Raw genomic sequence first — 18,638 nt, 5'->3', positions numbered from 1 at the left:
CGGCTGATTACCCCTCACGTCGCGAAGCCATGGAGTGCGGCGCGCAGGCATCCGCTAGTTGCGCACCTCGAGCTGCTCGGTCAGCCGTCCGAGGATCGGTAGCGCGGCCTCCAGGGTGTTCCGTTCGTTCGCTGATAACAGCCCGATCGAGTGGGCAAGTGTCGCCGTGCTCGTCCGGTCGTAGCGGTCGAGCAGATCACGCGCCTTTGCCGAGGCGGTGAGGTGCACCGTGCGCAGGTCGTTCGGTGCCGTCTCGCGCTCGATCAAACCGGTCGCGCTCATGGTCTTGACCAGGTTGCTCACCGTCGACGGTGCGATGCGCAGCCGCGCCGCGACGGTGCGCGGGTTGAGTGGGCCCTCGGCGATCAGCGTGCGCAGTAGTTCGATCTGTGCCTCGGGCAGGTCAGGCAGGTTCGCCGCGGTACGGGTCGCGCGTAGCACCGCACGACGCAGTGGGCCCAGTGTGCGGCTGAGTTCGGCGGCAGTGTCCATGCTGTCAGCTTGACCGAAAGCGCCTTTTGTCACAAACTAGTTTTGCAACAAAATGAACTGGAGGGAAGCTTTGAGCGCCGACACCATCGAGCAGGACCTGTCCGGTCTCGTCGGGCACCGCTTCGTCTACACCTACGACAACGGCTGGCAATACGAGATGTACGTCAAGAACGCGACGACCATCGACTACCGTATCCACTCCGGTATGGTCGGCGGCCGCTGGGTCAAGGACCAGGGAGTCGGCTTGGTCCGGCTCGGTGAGGACGACTACAAGGTCTTCTGGAACGAGCCCACTGGCACCTCGGTCGTGGTGAACGTGCTGCCCGCACGTCGCCGCCTGCACGGAGTGATCTTCTTCCCGCAGTGGGTGCGACAGCACGGGGAACGCACCGTCCTGTTCCAGAACGAACACCTCGAGCAGATGCGCGCCTACCGCGACCAGGGACCGACCTATCCGATCTACACCGTGCCCGAGTTCGCCGAGATCACCCTGTTCGAACACGTCGGCGCGGACGACGAGTCGATCATCTCGATCGCCCCCGACCAGCTGCCCGAAGGCTGGCCCAACCGCCGCAACTGAGCCCGGCGCCACGACCCGGTCGCCGACGATCTCGGCGCCCATCCGGTGTTCTTGCGGAGAGAGTCGGGCCAGGCCGCGGCGACGATGGCGGCCGGGGCACAGCACTGGCCCGCATCACAGGAGCAGGTCAGGCTCGCTCGGTGGCTCTGTACACGGCTTGGGGCCGCGATCCCGGCTTCGACGCTGGAGGTTGATCCACACTGGGCAGCATCAGCGTAGCGACGAACGCGACCCCGCACGCGATCATGAGATACACCGCGATCGCGATGGAGGACTGATAGGTCGCAACGAGTGCCGTGGCTATCAACGGTGCCGGGCCGCCGGAAGTGATCGATGTGAGCTGGTATCCGAGTGAGGCCCCGCTGTAGCGCACGTCGGCCGGGAAGCTCTCGGCGATGAAGGACCCCTGCGGCCCGTATTGCATGTCCTGGATGATCATCGACAACACAACTCCGACGAAGAGCAGCACGCTGCTTTCACTGTCGATGAGCACGTAGTATGGAATCGCGAAACAGAACATCACCGCGATGCCGATAAGAATCAGGCGTTTACGTCCGATCCGGTCGGATAATGCACCCCAGAAAAGGGTGCTCCCGAGCGAGATCATCGCGGCTACCAATACCGCTACGAGCATCGTGGAGCGTTCTCGGTGCAACGAGGTGACACCGTAGCTGAGAACGAAGGTCGTGAACAGGTAGAAGCCCGTATTCTGACCAGTACGCATGAGCGTCGTCTTGATGACGGTGCGCCAATGGTGCCGGATCAGGTAAGCCACGGGAGCTCGGCGCAGCGAACCGGTCTGCTTGGCCTCGGCGAACGAGGTCGTCTCCCGGACCCGCAGCCGCAGGAACAGGGTGAGCGCGGTGAGGAGCAGGCTGAACAGGAACGGGATGCGCCAGCCGATGCTCTCGTAGCTGTCGCTGGTGAACAGGCGGTTGCTAGCTTCGGTCACGATGGTCGCGGTGATCAATCCAAGCGGACTGCCGAACTGTGGCAGACTTCCGAGAAATCCGCGTTTGCCATCCGCTGAATTCCACTCGGTCGCCATGAGAACGGATCCACCCCAGTCCCCGCCGACGCCGATTCCCTGCACCACCCGTAAGGCGACCAGGATGACCGCGCCCCACATCCCTGCCACCGCGTGAGTCGGTGCGAGTCCGACGAAGAAGGTGCCCAGCCCCATCATCAGCGTAGTGGCCAGAAGAACGGTTCGGCGACCGAGCCGGTCCCCGAAATGACCGAAGAACATCGCACCCAGTGGGCGGGTCAGAAACCCAGCGAAAAACGTTGAAAGGGCAAGAAGTGTTCCCGAGTACGCATTGCTGCTCGGAAAGAACAGATGATTGAAGATCAATGCGGCCGACAGGCCGTAGACATAAAAATCGTACCACTCGATTGCGCTACCGACCGCCGAGGCCAGCATGGCTCGGCGGGCCATTCGAGAATCGGACACATTGTGTTTTGCGGGAGCATTATTCGACATCCGAGACCTCCTTGTTTCGGACAACGAGAGCTGTCGAGCAGGCGGATCAGCGGCGCCGCAGCAAGAGCGCGCCGCCCTGGCCTCCACCTCCGCAGATCGCGGCGACACCGGTTTCAGCTCCACGTCGCCGCATTTCGTAGGCAAGGCTCATGACGAGGCGCAGCCCAGAGGCGCCGAGCGGGTGCCCGATCGCGACGGCGCCGCCATTGACATTGACCCGGTCGAGATCGAGGCCAAGCTCGCGCGCCGTAGCCAGAACGACGGCCGCGAAGGCTTCGTTGATCTCCCAGAGATCCACGTCCGCCGGCGCCATACCGTGCTGTCGAAGAAGTTCACGTGCCGCGTTTGCAGGTTTGAGATGCAGCGTCGGATCGGGTCCCGTGACGGAGACATACCCGCGGATCTCGGCAAGTGGCTCAATTCCCAGCCCACTCGCGTGCCGGGCGGTCGTCACGACGCCTGCCGTACCGGCATCGGACATCTGCGAGGAGTTACCGGCGGTCAGTGTCCCGTCCGGGGTGAATGCCGGATGCAGCGTGGAGAGCCGTTCCACGGTCGTATCCTCCCGGACGCCTTCGTCGCAGGTGAGGCCGGGGACAACGGCTATTTCCTCGCCGAGCCGGTGCACGGCGTTGGCGGCGCGACGGTGACTGTCCAGCGCGAACAGGTCCTGGTCACGGCGGGAGATCCCGAGCTCGGCGGTGGCGGCATCGGACATCGGGCCCATGCCCTGGTCGCTGAGTGAGCACCACAGTCCGTCATTCACGAGGAGATCCACCGTTGTCGCATCACCGACTCTCGCCGCGCCACGGAGCCGGATCCCATGCGGCGCACGGCTCATCGATTCGAACCCGCCCACGACAACCGTTTCCGTTTCACCTGAGCGGATCATCGAGGCCGCCATACCCGCCGCCGTCATGGAGGCAAGGCACACGTTGTTGAGCGTGATCCCGGGGACCGTGGTGGCGATCCCGCCGCGGCTCGCGGCGACTCGGGCCGGATTCTGACCGTTACCGGCCTGCACCACGTTGCCCATCAGGATGTGATCGGGTGACGGAAACCCGGCACGGCTCACCGCGGCACGCACGGCATGGGCGCCGAGGTCCACCGCGTCCTCGCCACGCAGCGCACCGCCGAATCGGCCGATCGGTGTCCGGGCTGCGGACAGCAGTACCGGGATGCGATCAGCCATTTGTCGCTCCCTGCCAGTCACCCATCGCCATGGTGAAGCACACGGCGGTGCCCTCGAGGGCGACGGTCCCGTCCTCGCGGGTAACGCTGCAGTTGAGCTTCGTGATCGGCTTGTCCGCGCGGACATCGGTGACCTCGACTCGGCCGGTGATGGTGTCACCGGGGCGGGTCGGTGCCTTGAAGTTCCAGGACACGTTCAGGAAAACGGTGCCGGGGCCAGGCAGCTTCTCGGCAACGACGGCGTTGAGGATGGCGCTGGTGATGCCGCCTTGGACGACGATCTCCCCGAACCGTGATGCCTTTGCCGCCTGCTCGTCGTAATGCAGAGGGTTACGGTCGCCGGAGATCTCGGTGAACAGCGTGATGTCCTGGGGACCGATGGTGCGGGTCAGTTCCCCGCTCGCGCCCACCTCGGGCATCCCGAGCGGCCAGGTTTCGGTGACGGTCATGCGGGCTCCTTCGGTTGTGTGGTTGCGGTCGATGCTCCGAGGGCCCGCATCGCGAACGCCCCGAGCACCGGACCAGGAATCAGTAAGAGGAATGCGAAGCGCCAGCCGGTCAGACCGACGAGCAGCGGCACCAGCTGGATACTGACCACCGTCAGCGCGAAACCGAGCGCGGTCTGGGCGGTGAGCGCGGTACCCACGAAGCGCGGGTCGGCGGTCTCGGACAAGGCCGTGGAGAAGACCCCGGAGTCGGCGATGACGGCAGCTCCCCAAATCGCGCAGAACGCCGCGAGTATCACCGGGCCCGCGGTGAACACCACCGGGGAGAGCACACAGCATGCCCCGCTGATGATCAGAGCGGCGACCGCTGCTGGTGATCGCCCGTAACGGTCCGCGCCCCAGCCGCCGAGCAGACAGCCGAGGAAACCGGCGATGCCCATGGTGGCGAACACGACGATCTCGGTCGAGACGGAGAACCTCGCTGCCGCAGGCGTGGCGAGCAGAAAGCTGGGGATCCACGTCCACAGTGCGTACAACTCCCACATGTGGCCGAAATAGCCGAAGTTCGCCAGCCGCGGCCCGCGTTCGCGGAACATCCTCACTGCGTACCCGGCGTTGCGGACCGCTCCCGCGGCCGACAGATACGGCCCCGGCCGGACAACTGCCACCGCGACGACGGCACCGAGCAATCCGACCGCCGCCGCGGCTTCCAGTACAGTTCGCCACGGCAGGCTGGCGAGTCCGTCGATGAGGTGGGGCAAGGTGGACCCCAGAGTCAGCGCGCCGATGAACACACCCAGCGCCCGTCCCCGACCCGCCTGACCCGACCAGGAAGCCATCAACTTGATACCCACCGGGTAGACACCGGCGAGGAAGACACCGGTGAGGAAGCGCAAGGGCAGCGCCCAGACCATGCCGTCGACGGACCAGGCAAGTACGAACGTGCAGAGAGCCGCGAGTGCCGCGCTGGCGGCCAACAGCAAATGCGGTCGCAGGCGGTCCGGCAGGTTCAGTGCGGTGGAGCACAGCGCGCCCGCGACGAATCCCAATTGGACAGCCCCGGTCAGCCACACCGCAGACGCACTGGAGATCCCCCAATCCGCACGAAGGCTGGGCACGACGGCCGATACCGAGAACCAAACGGCGAGCCCGAGCACCTGAACCAGCGCGATAGCCCACCGTTGCACTCGCGAACTCACGACCCATCCCGGACGAAGAACGGGATCGGCCCAGCCGGATCGCCCCCGGAATCGGCGACGAACCGCACTCGAAGCCCGACCGCGACGTCGTAAGGGTCGGGACCGAGAATGCCCGCCAGCAGACAAGGTCCTTCGTCCAACTCGACGAGCGCGATGGCATAAGGAACCTCCGCGCGCCAAGCCGGGTGCCCTGGCACCTCGATCACGGTGAAGGTCTTGACCGCTCCCTCGCCCGCCGATTCCTGCCAACCGAGGTCTTCCGACCAACAGCGAACACAAAGCGTTCGCGGATACAGCTGCGTATGTCCACAGTGGAGGCACTGCTGAAGCAGCAATCGCCCCCTGGCCGCGGCCTGCCAGTATGGCGCGGTCGCCGGTGTGCTCAGGCGGCCAGGACGTGGTGTCTCGCTCATTGGTCCACCATTCCCTTCGCAGCCCTATGGTTCGGGGCTGTCGCCGCTCGCGTCCGGTTGGTGCACGGCCTGCTTCGCGTGCCACGTGATGGTCGGCACGAGCTTTGCCAGTTCCATCGGGCCCAGGTCCTACGACCGGCATCACGGACATGCCCCGTAGCGGGCCGATCAATGAGCTTCCAGCAGTCGTCCTCGCTTCCGACGAGGTAGTTGACCGACGTCGAAGGAGCAGGGCGTTCGCATTCGCCGGCTCGTACTGGGGCACCACTACTCACGACGGGACGCTGATCGATGCTGCCGGTGGCAAGATCGACCGCTTCGCTGTGGCACATACCGAGGTTGGCATTGTCCCGGCGTTGACACGACTGGTTCGTCACGGCCACCCCGCCGAGCTGCCGGTGAAGACCGAAACCACGTGTGGCTTGGTCGTGGATCGGCTGTTGCCCGCGAGGAATCGAGTCGTTCCCGTGCACCCCAACGCTTTTCGCGCTGCCCGGCTCAGCCGGGGTGTTGCAAGCGCGAAGGCCGGCCCAGGCAACTCGGGCGAACTGGCCGCGATGCTGGACACCCACCGGCCCGGCGGTAAGACGATCCTCACCAAGTCCCATTCCGGCATTGCCCTGACATTCCTGGATCGCTATCCCAACCCCGAGAGCGCCGTCACCCTCGCCCCAGCCGAAACCGAGGCATTCTGCCGACGCCACCGCTACGGCGGCCGACGTAGTGGCACCGAGCTGCTGACCCGTCTGAGCTTGGCTCCGGTGACCGCCAGCCGCCCGGGCCGGCCGGTCATCACCGGACTCCTCCGCCCCCAGATCGCTTTGGTGCACTCGATCCGGGCCGGTATCAACCAGGTGGCCGCCGCGATCGCCGAAACCGTCGCACGGCATCCCTACACACCGCTGCTGACCGTCGTGCCTCGCGTCGGACTGCTGAACCTGGCCGAGATCATCGGTGAAGTCGGCCCGGTCCTCGAACGCGCCACCAGCTTCGAGCAACTCGCCACCGAGACCGGCACAGCAGCCGTGAGCCGCGCATCCGGCAGAACCCACACCGTGGCCTTCCGGCACGCCACCACCAGCCGGCGCTACACCGCCGCACGCCAACGCGGTCAACGACATCCCCACGCCGTCCGCCCCTTCGGCCGCGCCTGAATACGCATCATCTGCGCATGCTGAACCAGCCAAACCCGCTACGGCCCCATCCGCCACGAACCGCCCGAACACGCCCATGCCGCATACCGGTTGACCCAGGGAAGTCATTCGACACTCCCCAGCACGACAGCGACCTCCTCGCCGAGCGTGGCACCGTTTCCGGTGACCAGCGCCAGTTCGGCATCGGGCACCTGCCTGGCATCGGCCGCACCACGGAGTTGTAGGACGGCCTCGACGAGGTGGCACATTCCGCCGGCCAGATCGGCCTGACCACAGGCGAGTTGCCCACCGTGCGGATTGACCGGAAGATTCCCACCGGCGGAGAAGTCCTGATCGGCCAGCCATGGCCCGACGTCACCTTTACGGCAAAGCCCGGCGTCCTCGAGCGTCAGGGCCAACATGATCGAATAGCAGTCATAGAGGGAGAACACATCGATATCGGTGGCCCGCACGCCGGCTCCGGCATAGGCGGACTCGACCGCGGCAGCCAGCGGTGTCGTGGTCAGATCCGGCGCCTGGCTCAAGGCACGGTGGGTCAGCTTCTCCCCCGCCCCGAGCAGCGCGACCGACCGGTGTGCACCGCCGCCCACCGAGCTCGCCCGTTGGACCAGGGCGGCGGCGCCACCACCGCACGGCATGACGACCTCGAGCTGGTGCAGCGGCCAGGCGATCATCGGCGATGCCAGCACATCCTCGACATCGATGCTTTTACCGTGGAACACGGCATCCGGGTTGAGACTGGCGTTTCGCCGTTCGAACACCGGAATGGACGCCAGTTGTCTCGCCGTCGTACCGAAATCGGCCATGTGCCGGGCCGCTGCCATGGCATACGCCTGGTTCGCGCCGCTTGCCCCGTACGGAACCTCGAACTCACGGATCGGGTTGCGATTCGGCGATCGAGGGACATTGTCCGGGTCACGTGTGTTGGCGAGTACGCAGAGCACGGTGTCGCACATACCGGCCTGGATCGCGGCCGCGGCACGCCAGATCATGCCCGGTCCACTCGCACCGCCCAGGTCGACCACGTCGCCGTAGCGCGGCGTCAGCCCGAGATACTCGGCAACGGTCGCCGGAACATGTTGCGGTGTCTCGCCGACCTGAGGTCCCACCAGCAGACCGTCGACGTCCGCGGGTTCGAGCCCGGCATCGGCCACCGTGGCGGCGGCCAGCCGTCCGATCAGGCCAAGAGTGGTCTGGCCAGGAGTCGTGCGGCGTGGAGCGATCTCGGCGACACCGGTGATAACGCAAGGATCCGTCTTGATCATCGTGCCGCCCGAATCGCCTCGATGGCATCGGCGTTCTCCAGCGCGGACACATTGGCGACGTCGTGCCCGAGATAGACGGCACGCACGACGCGCCGCATGATCTTCCCACTGCGCGTACGGGGCAGCTCGTCGACAACGAGGACCACTTTGGGTTTGAGAGGCTTACCGAGGCCGGCAACGATTCGTTCTCGCACCGCCAGGCGAACGGACTCCTCCACGGTGTCGGGTGCGAGCCGGAGAAACACCGCGATCGCCTCACCTTTCACCTCGTCCGGGATCCCGACCGCAGCCGATTCGAGGACCTCCTCCAGGCTGTTGGCGATGCCTTCCACCTCTGCCGGACCGAGGCGCTTCCCCGCTACCTTCAGGGTGTCGTCGCTGCGTCCGCGGATGTACCAGACCGGTTCGGTCCCCGTGATCTCGACCGAATCACCGTGCACCCACATGCCCGGCCATCGGTCCCAGTACGTGCGCCGGTAACGTTCGGGCTCTCCCCAGAAGGTCGTCGGCATCCCGGGCGAAGGAACACGCAGCACCAATTCCCCGGTTCCCTCACCGACCGGATTTCCGTCCTCATCGAGGATCTCCGCGGCCATGCCAGGCACCGGACCGGCGAACCCACAGGGATGGATCGGCTGTGCCACCGTGTTGGACAAGATCGCACCGGAAACCTCGGTGCCACCCGAATAATTGATGATCGGCACTTCGCGGCGACCGATCGTGTCGAACAACCAAGCGTAGGCATCCGGCGTCCACGGCTCGCCACTGGAAGCGAACACCCGCAGCACACCGAGATCCGGAGCCGCCATATCCGGATCAGCAGCGGCAAGGGTGCGCACGAGAGTCGGCGAGATCCCCAGCATGGTGATGCCGAGTCCCCGCACCGTCCGCCACAGCCGTCCGGGATCGGGATGATCGACCGAACCCGAGTACACGGCAACCGCGCTCCCGGCAAGCAAACCACCGAGTGTCGTGATCGGACACATGATCCAGCCCGGATCGGTGATCCAACAAGCGATATCGCCTGGGCCCACATCGAAACAGAACGCGGCATCGAACCCGGCCTTCACCGCGAAACCGCTCTGGCTGAGCACGACCCCTTTCGGTGCTCCCGTTGTTCCCGAGGTGTAGGCGATCATCAGCGGATGCTCGCTGGGCAGTTCGGCGGCCTCGACCGGCTCCGCCTCCTCGGGGCCGAGCAATTCCCGCCAGCTCAGCTCGCCCCGAAGCCGGGAGGCGGGTGTCGCGTCCTGCTCTCCGACAACGATGGTGGTGTGCACCTGAGGCGCTGCCGCAAGCGTCTCCGCGATCTGGGCTCGCAGATCCGTCGACCGGCCACGCCGGACGCTCGTATCCGCCACGACATGCACGATCGCTCCCGAAAGCCGCAGCCGTTCGGCGACCGCACCGGAACCGAAGCCGGAGAACACCGGCACCAGAACCGCACCGATCAACGCGCATCCCAGCTGGACCGCAACAGCCTCGACCGTCATACCGAGCTGCATGCCCACCCTGTCGCCGGGCTCGACGCCAACCGCACGCAGGCCACGCGCCACCCGGTCGACGAGGCCGGACAGTTCGGTGAACGTCAAGCTCGCCCGCTGCCCGGATTCGTCCTCGGACACCAACGCCAGTTCCGCACCGCGACCGGCCCGAATCCAGCGGCGCACGGCATTGTCGGCCAGATTGAATCGACCGCCGGGAAACCACCGCGTCCGATGTGGGACCTCCAGTTGATCGACGACGGTATCCGGCCTGCGCTGCCAGGAAAAGGCGAGCCAGCTGTCCACCGAGGTCCAGAACGAGGCTGGATCATCCCGCGTGATGGCGCGCAGCGCTGCGAGATCAGGCGCACCGGCGGCGAGACGGAAATGCTCGGCACGACAGCGAGCCAGATCCACCGGATCGGGACGCCAGATCAGATCGGCCTCTGCTGCATCGGCTCGATCGGCAGGCTCCATGCTGCCGGACTGGAGTGAGGTCAACGTTGGCCTCCACAGGCGACTTCGACGGCTCGGCGAGCGGACCGCTCTGGCTGAACGGGCCGGAATTTCAGCAACGCTAATGCGCAAAGCGATCTGTCTGCTATGCGTCGGACTGAGGAAACCGCGCCCGAACTTCGTAAGATCCACAAACGACGGATCCGCGCAACGGAACCGGGCCACTCGACGCCGACGACAAGCCTCGATACCGTGCGTCGAGTGCCGTAGACGCGAAGTAGTCACCTCATGGTGGGGTGGATACCGGATAGCCCCGGCTACCATCGGGTGCCATGAGCAACGAGCGTGATCGCCCGGACGAACGTGTCGTCGCGGCGATCGCGGCTCGCGTGGCGGTCGATGTCGAGGGGCTGGCCGAACGGTTCGCCGAGGCATACACCGCCGATATCGGCGACTATGCCCGTGTCCGAGCCGAAAACCGCCACGAGCTTGTCCGTTCCGCCCGCGCCAATCTCCATGCCCTGCTGGAGGATCTGCAGGGCACTGCTTCGCGTTTCGACCCGGAACCGTTCGAGGCATTCGGCGCAGACCGGGTTCGCATGGGGATAACGATCGGCGCGGTCATGCGCTCGTTCACCGTCTGGGGACAGCAAGCATGGGCGGCGTTCCTGAGCTATGTGGACTCCGGCAACCACGAGGAGGTCGCCGCCTCGCTGGCGATCGGCAATCGGATCTTCGCCCACCTCGAGCGCGCCAGCGCGGCCACCGCGGCCGGTTTCATACGCGAAGCCATGGCAGTGTGGAGCGATCGGGAGATCACCCGGAATGCGGTCCTCGAAGCCATGTTCACCGGCCACGTCGACGCCGACGAGCTACGCAGGACCGGGATCGAAGTCACCGAAGCATATGCCGTCACCGTGCTGATCCCACGGGAGACCACGGTCCGCCCCGAGGAACTCGTAGCCCCCGCGGTCGTCCTGACCGAACAGTTCCATCCCCGATCCCGCATCCTCGTCGGAGTACGCGAATCAGCTCTCGTCGCCGTCTGGGCCAGCGAGGACGCGGACTCCACGGTTGGCAGCCGCGCCGAGCGACTCGCCACCGAACTGCGAGCCGCGGCGGGAATCGCGGTAACCGATGACGGCCTGACCGGTGTACCGGAGGCCTACCAGCAGGCACGTCAAGCAGCCCGGATCGCCCACGCGCTGCACTCCCCGAACGCACTGTGGCACGAGGATGTCCTGCTCGAACGCGTCGTACTCGACAGCTCGATCAGCACCGAGCTGTGCAACGACGCCCTCGCACCGCTACTCGCCTACGACGCCCGCCGCGATGCCGACCTCGTACCGACCATCACCGCCTACATCGACACGTGCGAAAGCGTCACCGAAACCGCCCGAGCAGTCTCGGTACACCCCAACACCGTGATCTACCGGCTACGCCGAATCTCCTCCATCACCGGCTACAACCCCCGCGAACCACGTGGACTCCTCGCCCTCTCACTGTCCCTGTTGGCCTGGCGATTAGGCACAGAACCCATCGAGTCGAGGTGAACGGCGGCATCACGTGCCCCGCGAATCACCAGTCGATGAGGATATCCGCGAGAGATGAGCGGTCATCGAGCCAAGCGTGCCGAGTACACAACGGGAGCAGCCGAACCGCCAACTGGAACCGGAATGACACCTCCGGTGAAGTCGACGAGACACCGGAGCTCCTCGCTGCCTGACGCAATCGGTAGTCCAGCGTATTGGGGTGAATACCGAGCCTGGATGCCGCGGCTCGCCGGTTCATACCGAGGGTGAAATACACATACAGTGTCCGCACGAGGTCGATCTTTCCCCTACGGTCCCGGCCCAGCAGCTCACCGAGCACGGCTTCGACGAAAGTTTCCACGGCCTCGCCTTGACGGAAGAGATCGAAGAAACCGATCGACTCGTAGTCGTGTATCCACGCTTTGGGATGCAAGATCTCGCCGAGAGCCCGGGCCCGCTCGGCCTCCCGGACCGCAGCGGCGATTCCGGCGGCCGTCATGGCCGGTCTGCCGACACCGGCATTGATATCACCGGGGATTTCGGCGACTTGCTCCAGCGCCCGGGTGACGAGTTCGGCGACGGGCCCCGCTGCCGCGGTCGGCACGAGCACCACCGCGCCACGGCGCAGCAGCGCGGAGACCGCCTTGGGCAGCAGTCTGTGCGGGACACGCAGGATCTCACCGAGCGGACCATCGAAGGTGGTGCTGCTCCTGCTGGCAGCTCCTACGATCACCGCGACATGTGGTGTTTCCGGATCAAGACCGAGCGGACGCACCGCCGAATCCCGCTGTTCGTAGTCCGGAAAGTCGTCTTCGACCAAGCGGGACAACAAGAGTCTGGTCGTCGCGAGTCGCGAGTCCAGCAGTGCATCGCGCTCGGCGAGGTAGGCGCGCTCCGCCTCGCTGCTGACCCAGTCGATATAGCGCAGTGTCCAGTCCGTCAGCATATGAGGGTCCAGATCCGGGCGCAGGACCGGCGCATCGGTCCACCAGCGGTCGTGCTCACCGTCGCACGACCGCCACACAGGTGCTCGGTCACCCCGGAGGTGAGTGGCGGATCGCGGAACTGTTCGACTTCGGATGTTCGTCTCGCGATAATGGTGAAGTTTCTCCGCAATTTCGGCGGCGTGTCCGGAAAGGACAGTGGGCACCCGCGCGTGGAACCGGAATAGCCAGCGAAGGCTCCGCGCGCCGCCATGCGTCCGCGCTTCGGTCAGGACGCGGTGTCCACATCGGTGGCGTGCTGGGCAGCCGTATCAGCAATGTCCTGCAGGGCCGCGAGGTGTGCTGCCAGCGCCTCGCGGCCTTCGGGGGTCAACGCCAGCCACGTGCGCGGATACTTGCCGACGTATCCTTTCCGCACATCGACACAACCCTGCTTCTCCAGTATCGACACCTGCTTCGACAGTGCCGACTTCGACAGACCGCATTTCTCCTGTACCGCCTGGAAGGCAGCTTCCTCACAACTCGACAGGAACGCGCTGACACGTAGACGCGCGGTATTCTGGAACACTTCGCGCAGCCCTTCAGCGAATGGCCGCGGAGTGTCGTCTGCAGTGGCAGTCACCGACTCCTCCGATACAGCAGCACGCCCGCAACGGCTCCTGCCGCTATCCCCAGACCGGCAAAGACCATCCTGTCGTCCGAGGTGGCACTGAGCGCCACGACCAGGACGCCCAGGGCACCGATCAAGTGCCCGGCCCGCTCCTGAGCCGCCCGACCCCGAAGCCCCCGCAGTCCATGCCTGATTCGCATGCCACGGAGGATCACCACAGCCGCACCGGCCAACACGATCCCACCGCCGATGGCGGCCAGGCGCCACCCAAAGCTCGCAACTCCCCAGCCAGCCAACGTGATGGCACCCGCAACGAGCACCCCGAACACCACGGGCACCCAAACCGGCAACCGCGGGATCACGGCCATCTCGGCCGCTCGCCGCGCGTCCGCCAACTCCTCCCGCACTCTGTTCGCTCCATGGAAACATGATGGCACCTAGTTTCCAGAATGGCAACTAGGTGCCATCAGAGCCTCGCAGGTTCGGATCAGCGGTCATCAGCGGCGGGATCCGCAGCGAGCCGCATCGTGAAGGTGGTGCCGGTACCGACCTCGCTGCGCACCGCCAGCCCGCCGCCGTGCGCCTGGACCAGGTGGTGCGTGATGGCCAGGCCGAGTCCGCTTCCCCCGCCGCCGCGGTTGCGTGATTTCTCCGCTCGCCAGAAGCGATCGAAGATGTGCGGCAGTGCTTCCTCGTCGATGCCGGTTCCGGTGTCCGCGACGTCGATGAGCACCTCCTCGCCGTGCTCCCGCGCCCACAGCGTGACCTGGCCACCGGATGGCGTGTGGCGGACCGCGTTCGAGACCAGATTGCCCAGCGCCTGACGCAGCCGTGTCGGGTCCGCCGAGAGGTCCGGCTCACCGTCCACACGCATGGCCAGCTCCACCCCTTCCGCTTCGGCCGCGCCACGGTGCACGGCCACCACCTGATCCACAATGGACTTCACGTCCACGGGTTCCGGGTGCACGCGCAGTCTTCCGGCATCGGCGAGGGCGAGGTCCTGCAGGTCGTCGATGAGATGTTGCAGCAGTACCGTCTCCTCGAGCAGGGAGGTCACCAGGGGCGGGTCCAGCTCGGCGACGCCGTCCTCCACGGCCTCCAGCCACCCGCGCAGGTTCACCAGTGGTGTCCGCAATTCGTGCGCGATATCGCTGACCATGGTCTTGCGCTGCCCCTCCGCCATGGCGATCTGCGCCGACATCGTGTTGAACGCCGCCGCCAGTTCCCCGATCTCCCCGCGGGTGGCCGTTTCGACCCGCGCGGACCGGTCCCCGTCGCCCATCTTCCGCGCGGCGGCCGTGATCGCATGGATCGGGCGCACCAACCGGCTCGCGGCGAAGGCCGCCACGCCGATCGTCACCACGAGCACCGCGAGTGCCGTCCACACGATCCGGGCAACGCCCACCGTCGACAGGCTCGCCGTCGCGACATTGCCGTCCGGTCTGGTGATGAACAGTTGCGCGGCCGGGGAAACGTACGGGCCGAGCTGCTCACGTCGCGCCGCGTCGACGCACGACTTCGTCGCGGGCCCGGTAGTCAGTTCCTCGGGGGAGGTCAGTCCGCTCGGCTCGACCGGAAGCGGCCCTTTCCCTTGTCGCTGCAGGCACGAGTCGGCGAGCTGCAGCAGCGCCTCGCTGGCCTTGCGCTCGGTCTGCGTCGCCGGCTGTTGTCCCCCGCAGATCTCGGATCGCGCACTCGGGACCTTCGGCACGGGAGTCTCGGTGGCTGCGGACTTCGGCCGTTGCGCAGGCGCCGGGGTGGACACTGGTGCCGGGGTCACGTGCTCGACAACCGAACGCCCGTTCGGCTGCTCCACGATGGTCCCGTCCTCCCCGTACCGGCGCAGGCATTGCTGCTGCCGCCGCGCGGCACCGTGTAACCGGTCGTGCTCGGCCTTCGTCAGCCGGTACGGCCCCACGGCGCGCGCGTCGATTCCGGACGCCGACGCCTCGGGCTTGAGCACCGCGTCCACGGCGAGCGGGTCCACCACGGCGGACGGGGTTCGCGGCAGGGCCACGTCCTTCTTGGCCCCCGAGTCGGCGATCGGCGCGCGTGTCGTGGTCGTCAGGGTGATCCGGCGGCCGGTTTGTCCGGCGAGCTGGTCGACGCGGCGTTGCACCCCCGACCATCGCGGGTGTGTCGCGGCGTACCCGAGCAGCGAGTCGTAGATCTTCGCGTCATGGGCGAGGGTCTCGCCGAGCTCCCGGTTGATCGCGCCGCTCGTGCTCTGCGCGGCCAGCCACGCGGTGGCACCGATCGAGGCAACCGCCACGACGACCGCCATCACGAGCAGCCGGGTGAGCAGACCGTGCCGGTTATGCCGTAGTCGCATCGGCCGCGCCGTCCTGGAGTTTGTAGCCGACGCCGTACACGGTGAGCAGCCGAACGGGCTTGCGCGGGTCGGGTTCCAGCTTCCGCCGCAGGTTCATGATGTGCACGTCGACCGTGCGCTCGGTGACGAACCGGTCCATGCCCAGCGCCTGACTGAGCAGCTGGCCCCGGCTGAAGACGCGGCCCGGCTCCGCGGCGAGTGCGGCGAGCAACCGGAACTCGACAGGGGTGCAGTCCAGTGCGTTACCGGCGAGTGTGACCTCGTGCCGCTGCTCGTCGATGACCAGCTCGCCGACCACGATCGCGTGCGCCTCCCGGCGGGCTCCTGTCCCGGAACGCCGCAGGATCGCACGCACCCGCGCGGCGAGCTGGCGAGGGCTGTAGGGCTTGGTGATGTAGTCATCGGCGCCGAGATCGAAACCCAGCAGCACGTCGTCCTCGGTGGTGCGCGCGGTCAACAGTACGATCGGCACTTCGGACTCGGCTCGCACCACCCGGCAGACGTCGAGGCCGTCGATTTTCGGCATCATGATGTCCAGCACGGCGAGATCGGGCCGGCGCCGCCGCACCTCGTCGATCGCCGAGCGTCCATCATGGACGACCGTCACCGCGTGGTTGTCATGCTCCAGATAGCGCCGGATCAGCTCAGCCTGCTTGGGGTCGTCCTCCGCGACCAGCACCTGTGCGCACACACCGGAGACATTATCGCCTGCCCCGGCGGTGTTGCGCGATCACTCGGGGGCCATCCGAGAATCGAACGAGTTCTTCATAATCGGCAGACCGGTTCTTGAAAAGTCACCGCCAGGCTGTGCCTTGTTCGATAGTGAGAGCGAAAGGACACGATCGATGAAGCTTGGTCGAACCTGCGCGGCCGCCGCACTGCTGGGGATCTCGGCGCTACCGCTGACGGCGGCGATCAGTTGGGCGGACACCACACCATCGCCGCGGCCGGGAGCAAGTTCGCAGCCCGCTGAGCAGCAGCCGAAGGTAGCCGCACAACCGGACGTGCCAAAGACGAGCGCGGCGCCCGCCCCTGCGAAGACTCGGCAGGAGCCCGCACAGTCCCGGCAGGGAGCGCGCGTCGAGAAGCGTCAGGTCACCCAGCGCCCCGCCGGAGCCCCGGACACCGGAGGCGGCCCTGCCGAGTGGAATGCCACACCGGTGTACCTGGTCGGTGGTGCCGCGGCTGTCGCCGTGGCAGGGGTCGGCACGGTGCTCGTGCTGCGCCGCCGTCAGGTCCGCCAGCACTGAGGCGCGGCAGATGGACGTGCCTGCTCACGGACCGGGCACACGAGCAGACCGCGGCACCAGGCGGGTGACCGCGGTCTGCTCGATCCTGGTTGTCGTGCTCCTCTCGGGTGGCTGTTCCGTAGCGGGGCAACGGATCGACCTCGGCGCACAGCCGCCTTCCTCGGCACCGGCTCCTACCGGGCAGCCATGGCCCGGACTGAAGCACTCGACACCGGTCTGGGTCGACGTGCCGGACATCGATGCGCACTCCTCGCTCGTTCCCTTGGGACTCAACGAGGATCGTACGGTCGCCCTACCGTCGGTGCACCAGCCGGAACAAGCGGGCTGGTATCGCTACGGACCATCGCCGGGCGAACCGGGACCCGCGGTGATCCTCGGGCATGTCAACGGCGACGGCAAGGACGGTATCTTCGCGCGCCTGCGCGAACTACGACCCGGCAAGGAAATTCGCGTCGGACGCGCGGACGGCACCGTCGCGCGGTTCACGGTGACCCGCATGGCCCAGGTCTCGAAGAACCACTTCCCCGCCGCTCAGGTATACGGCAACACAGCCGATCCCGAGCTACGGCTGATCACCTGCGGAGGCACGTTCGACGAAACGGCCCACAGCTACCGCGACAACATCATCGCCTATGCGAGGTTCATCGGTGCTGCCGAGGACCACCGTTGATCCCGGCACTCCGGTGGTTTCCGGTTCAGCCGCAGCGCGATGGCACGTAACGGGTCCACTATGGACTCGGTGCCGAGTTCGGCGAGCGCCGAGGAGACGAGGTGGAACTCCGTGCAGCCGCCGATGAGTCCGGTGCATCCGTATCGCCGCCGAAGGGCACGCAGATCCCGGAGATTCCGCCGGTCCGCGCCGTGCTCCTTGAGGCGATAGATCATCCGGTGCACCAGGTCCTGATCGGCGGCTTCGGGGAAGACGACCCGGCCAGCGACGCCGGGCCAGTCCGGGGCGCCCTGGAAGATTCCCGCTTCCACGGTTCCCTGGGTGCACAGCATGAGGAATCGTCCGGGCCGGGCAGTGATCTCCTCGACGGCGATGTCGACCAGCGAGATGAGCCGAGAGCGCACCGCCGGATCGATGGACGGGAGGAAATGGTGGGCGGTGAAACAGGCGATCAGCAATCGGGTGGCGCCGAGCCGGAGCAAACCGTGCAGCCGGTCCTCGAGTTCAGCGGCCAGTTGTTCCCCGGCACCGCGCACGATGGCCGCGGTCCGGTCCGCGATGAGCGGATCCGAATGCAGTAGCAAGCGGGGCATCTGTTGTTCCGGGACCGCCTCGCTGAAGCGGTACACGGTCTGCACGAACTCCGCGGACGCCTTCGGTCCCATACCGCCGACGACTCCGAGAACCTCCTCGGCCGCAAGACTCGTCGGCGCCTGCGCGAACCCGGCCACGAGACCACCTACCTCCCGCGCTCCTGCCTGCTCCCGCTATCCGGCGGTTTCCCGCATGGCCTCGACAAGACTGCGCGGTCGCATATCGGTCCAGTGCCGTTCCACATGGTCCAGGCATTCGGCCCGGCCACCCGGCCCGAAGACCACGTCCCAGCCTTCCGGGACCTCCGCGAATTCGGGCCAGAGCGAATACTGCCCCTCCCCGTTGCACAGCACGAGGAAGCTGGCTTCGTCATCCTCGAACGGATTGGTCATCCGGGTACTCCTCGCCGCCGTCTCGGTAGTCGAAACGAGCCTATTCCGACGCGTTTTCGTCCCGGCATCATTGTCTTTTCCTTGCGATTCCGGGTTATACCCACCGGGCACGCGTTCGGATAACGAGCCGAAATAGCGAGCTCCTATCTTC

The 18,638-nt window shown here is 66.4% G+C and carries 20 protein-coding genes; 5 read left to right on the top strand and 15 right to left on the bottom strand.

The window, feature by feature from the left end; all coding sequences use genetic code 11:
• Positions 1 to 54: 54 nt before the first annotated feature.
• Positions 55 to 492: a MarR family winged helix-turn-helix transcriptional regulator gene (locus AD72_RS15605; RefSeq protein WP_031467239.1), complete on the bottom strand. Its 438-nt coding sequence runs from the start codon at positions 490 to 492 to the stop codon at positions 55 to 57.
• Between the two features lie 70 nt (positions 493 to 562).
• On the opposite strand from AD72_RS15605, the gene AD72_RS15600 reads away from it, so the two are divergent.
• Entirely contained in the window at positions 563 to 1,072 is a 510-nt protein-coding gene (locus tag AD72_RS15600) for a phenolic acid decarboxylase (RefSeq protein WP_031467238.1), read from the top strand.
• A gap of 127 nt (positions 1,073 to 1,199) precedes the next feature.
• Here the strand turns inward: AD72_RS15600 and AD72_RS15595 are convergent, their stop codons facing one another.
• Genes AD72_RS15595 through AD72_RS15575 form a run of 5 tightly spaced genes read right to left on the bottom strand, consistent with a single transcriptional unit; the run spans position 1,200 to position 5,804 of the window.
• Complete coding sequence (locus tag AD72_RS15595) at positions 1,200 to 2,555, bottom strand: MFS transporter (protein ID WP_231644849.1); 1,356 nt, start codon at positions 2,553 to 2,555, stop codon at positions 1,200 to 1,202.
• A 46-nt stretch (positions 2,556 to 2,601) separates the two neighbouring features.
• Entirely contained in the window at positions 2,602 to 3,747 is a 1,146-nt protein-coding gene (locus AD72_RS15590) for an acetyl-CoA C-acyltransferase (protein WP_031467236.1), read from the bottom strand.
• Positions 3,740 to 4,195 (bottom strand): MaoC family dehydratase, encoded by a 456-nt coding sequence (locus AD72_RS15585; RefSeq protein WP_031467235.1) that lies wholly within the window; start codon positions 4,193 to 4,195, stop codon positions 3,740 to 3,742. The genes AD72_RS15590 and AD72_RS15585 overlap by 8 nt, the downstream gene beginning before the upstream one ends.
• Positions 4,192 to 5,349, bottom strand: coding sequence for an MFS transporter (locus AD72_RS15580; RefSeq protein ID WP_231644848.1), 1,158 nt, complete (start codon positions 5,347 to 5,349; stop codon positions 4,192 to 4,194). The genes AD72_RS15585 and AD72_RS15580 overlap by 4 nt, the downstream gene beginning before the upstream one ends.
• 38 nt (positions 5,350 to 5,387) lie before the next feature.
• Positions 5,388 to 5,804, bottom strand: coding sequence for a Zn-ribbon domain-containing OB-fold protein (locus AD72_RS15575; RefSeq protein ID WP_031467233.1), 417 nt, complete (start codon positions 5,802 to 5,804; stop codon positions 5,388 to 5,390).
• A gap of 356 nt (positions 5,805 to 6,160) precedes the next feature.
• Here AD72_RS15575 and AD72_RS36620 point away from each other — a divergent pair, with 356 nt between their 5' ends.
• Complete coding sequence (locus AD72_RS36620; RefSeq protein WP_231644847.1) at positions 6,161 to 6,958, top strand: IS110 family transposase; 798 nt, start codon at positions 6,161 to 6,163, stop codon at positions 6,956 to 6,958.
• Between the two features lie 104 nt (positions 6,959 to 7,062).
• Here the strand turns inward: AD72_RS36620 and AD72_RS15565 are convergent, their stop codons facing one another.
• Both AD72_RS15565 and AD72_RS15560 read right to left on the bottom strand, forming a co-directional pair.
• Positions 7,063 to 8,223: a thiolase family protein gene (locus AD72_RS15565; RefSeq protein ID WP_031467231.1), complete on the bottom strand. Its 1,161-nt coding sequence runs from the start codon at positions 8,221 to 8,223 to the stop codon at positions 7,063 to 7,065.
• Positions 8,220 to 10,388 (bottom strand): AMP-binding protein, encoded by a 2,169-nt coding sequence (locus AD72_RS15560; protein WP_231644846.1) that lies wholly within the window; start codon positions 10,386 to 10,388, stop codon positions 8,220 to 8,222. Before AD72_RS15560 ends, AD72_RS15565 begins: the two co-directional genes overlap by 4 nt.
• Positions 10,389 to 10,495: 107 nt before the next feature.
• Between AD72_RS15560 and AD72_RS15555 the strand changes: the two genes are divergently transcribed.
• Positions 10,496 to 11,716: a PucR family transcriptional regulator gene (locus AD72_RS15555; RefSeq protein WP_031467229.1), complete on the top strand. Its 1,221-nt coding sequence runs from the start codon at positions 10,496 to 10,498 to the stop codon at positions 11,714 to 11,716.
• A 25-nt stretch (positions 11,717 to 11,741) separates the two neighbouring features.
• On the opposite strand, the gene AD72_RS15550 is transcribed toward AD72_RS15555, so the two are convergent.
• The 5 genes from AD72_RS15550 to AD72_RS15525 all read right to left on the bottom strand — a co-directional run bounded on the left by AD72_RS15550 (position 11,742) and on the right by AD72_RS15525 (position 16,272).
• Positions 11,742 to 12,641: a PucR family transcriptional regulator gene (locus AD72_RS15550; RefSeq protein ID WP_031467228.1), complete on the bottom strand. Its 900-nt coding sequence runs from the start codon at positions 12,639 to 12,641 to the stop codon at positions 11,742 to 11,744.
• 266 nt (positions 12,642 to 12,907) lie between these two features.
• The gene (locus AD72_RS37605; RefSeq protein ID WP_231644845.1) at positions 12,908 to 13,261 is read right to left on the bottom strand and encodes a transcriptional regulator; all 354 of its coding nucleotides are present in this window, start codon (positions 13,259 to 13,261) and stop codon (positions 12,908 to 12,910) included.
• Complete coding sequence (locus AD72_RS37600) at positions 13,258 to 13,656, bottom strand: hypothetical protein (protein WP_031467225.1); 399 nt, start codon at positions 13,654 to 13,656, stop codon at positions 13,258 to 13,260. Before AD72_RS37600 ends, AD72_RS37605 begins: the two co-directional genes overlap by 4 nt.
• Before the next feature lie 80 nt (positions 13,657 to 13,736).
• The gene (locus tag AD72_RS15530; protein ID WP_031467224.1) at positions 13,737 to 15,581 is read right to left on the bottom strand and encodes a sensor histidine kinase; all 1,845 of its coding nucleotides are present in this window, start codon (positions 15,579 to 15,581) and stop codon (positions 13,737 to 13,739) included.
• On the bottom strand, positions 15,565 to 16,272 hold the full coding sequence (locus tag AD72_RS15525) for a response regulator transcription factor (protein WP_031467223.1): 708 nt from the start codon (positions 16,270 to 16,272) through the stop codon (positions 15,565 to 15,567). Before AD72_RS15525 ends, AD72_RS15530 begins: the two co-directional genes overlap by 17 nt.
• 154 nt (positions 16,273 to 16,426) lie before the next feature.
• Here AD72_RS15525 and AD72_RS36615 point away from each other — a divergent pair, with 154 nt between their 5' ends.
• Together AD72_RS36615 and AD72_RS15520 are read left to right on the top strand one after the other, a co-directional pair.
• Positions 16,427 to 16,831, top strand: coding sequence for a Tat pathway signal sequence domain protein (locus AD72_RS36615; RefSeq protein WP_156365216.1), 405 nt, complete (start codon positions 16,427 to 16,429; stop codon positions 16,829 to 16,831).
• 64 nt (positions 16,832 to 16,895) lie between these two features.
• Entirely contained in the window at positions 16,896 to 17,501 is a 606-nt protein-coding gene (locus AD72_RS15520; RefSeq protein ID WP_037345995.1) for a class F sortase, read from the top strand.
• Here AD72_RS15520 and AD72_RS15515 read toward each other — a convergent pair.
• Complete coding sequence (locus tag AD72_RS15515) at positions 17,462 to 18,232, bottom strand: aspartate/glutamate racemase family protein (RefSeq protein WP_051898653.1); 771 nt, start codon at positions 18,230 to 18,232, stop codon at positions 17,462 to 17,464. The genes AD72_RS15520 and AD72_RS15515 overlap by 40 nt on opposite strands.
• A gap of 36 nt (positions 18,233 to 18,268) precedes the next feature.
• The gene (locus AD72_RS15510; RefSeq protein WP_031467220.1) at positions 18,269 to 18,487 is read right to left on the bottom strand and encodes an MbtH family protein; all 219 of its coding nucleotides are present in this window, start codon (positions 18,485 to 18,487) and stop codon (positions 18,269 to 18,271) included.
• Between the last annotated feature and the right edge of the window lie 151 nt (positions 18,488 to 18,638).

It is taken from the genome of Sciscionella sediminilitoris (assembly GCF_000737195.2).
GTDB lineage: Bacteria > Actinomycetota > Actinomycetes > Mycobacteriales > Pseudonocardiaceae > Sciscionella > Sciscionella sediminilitoris.
This window is presented reverse-complemented; position numbering and strand designations above follow the sequence as displayed.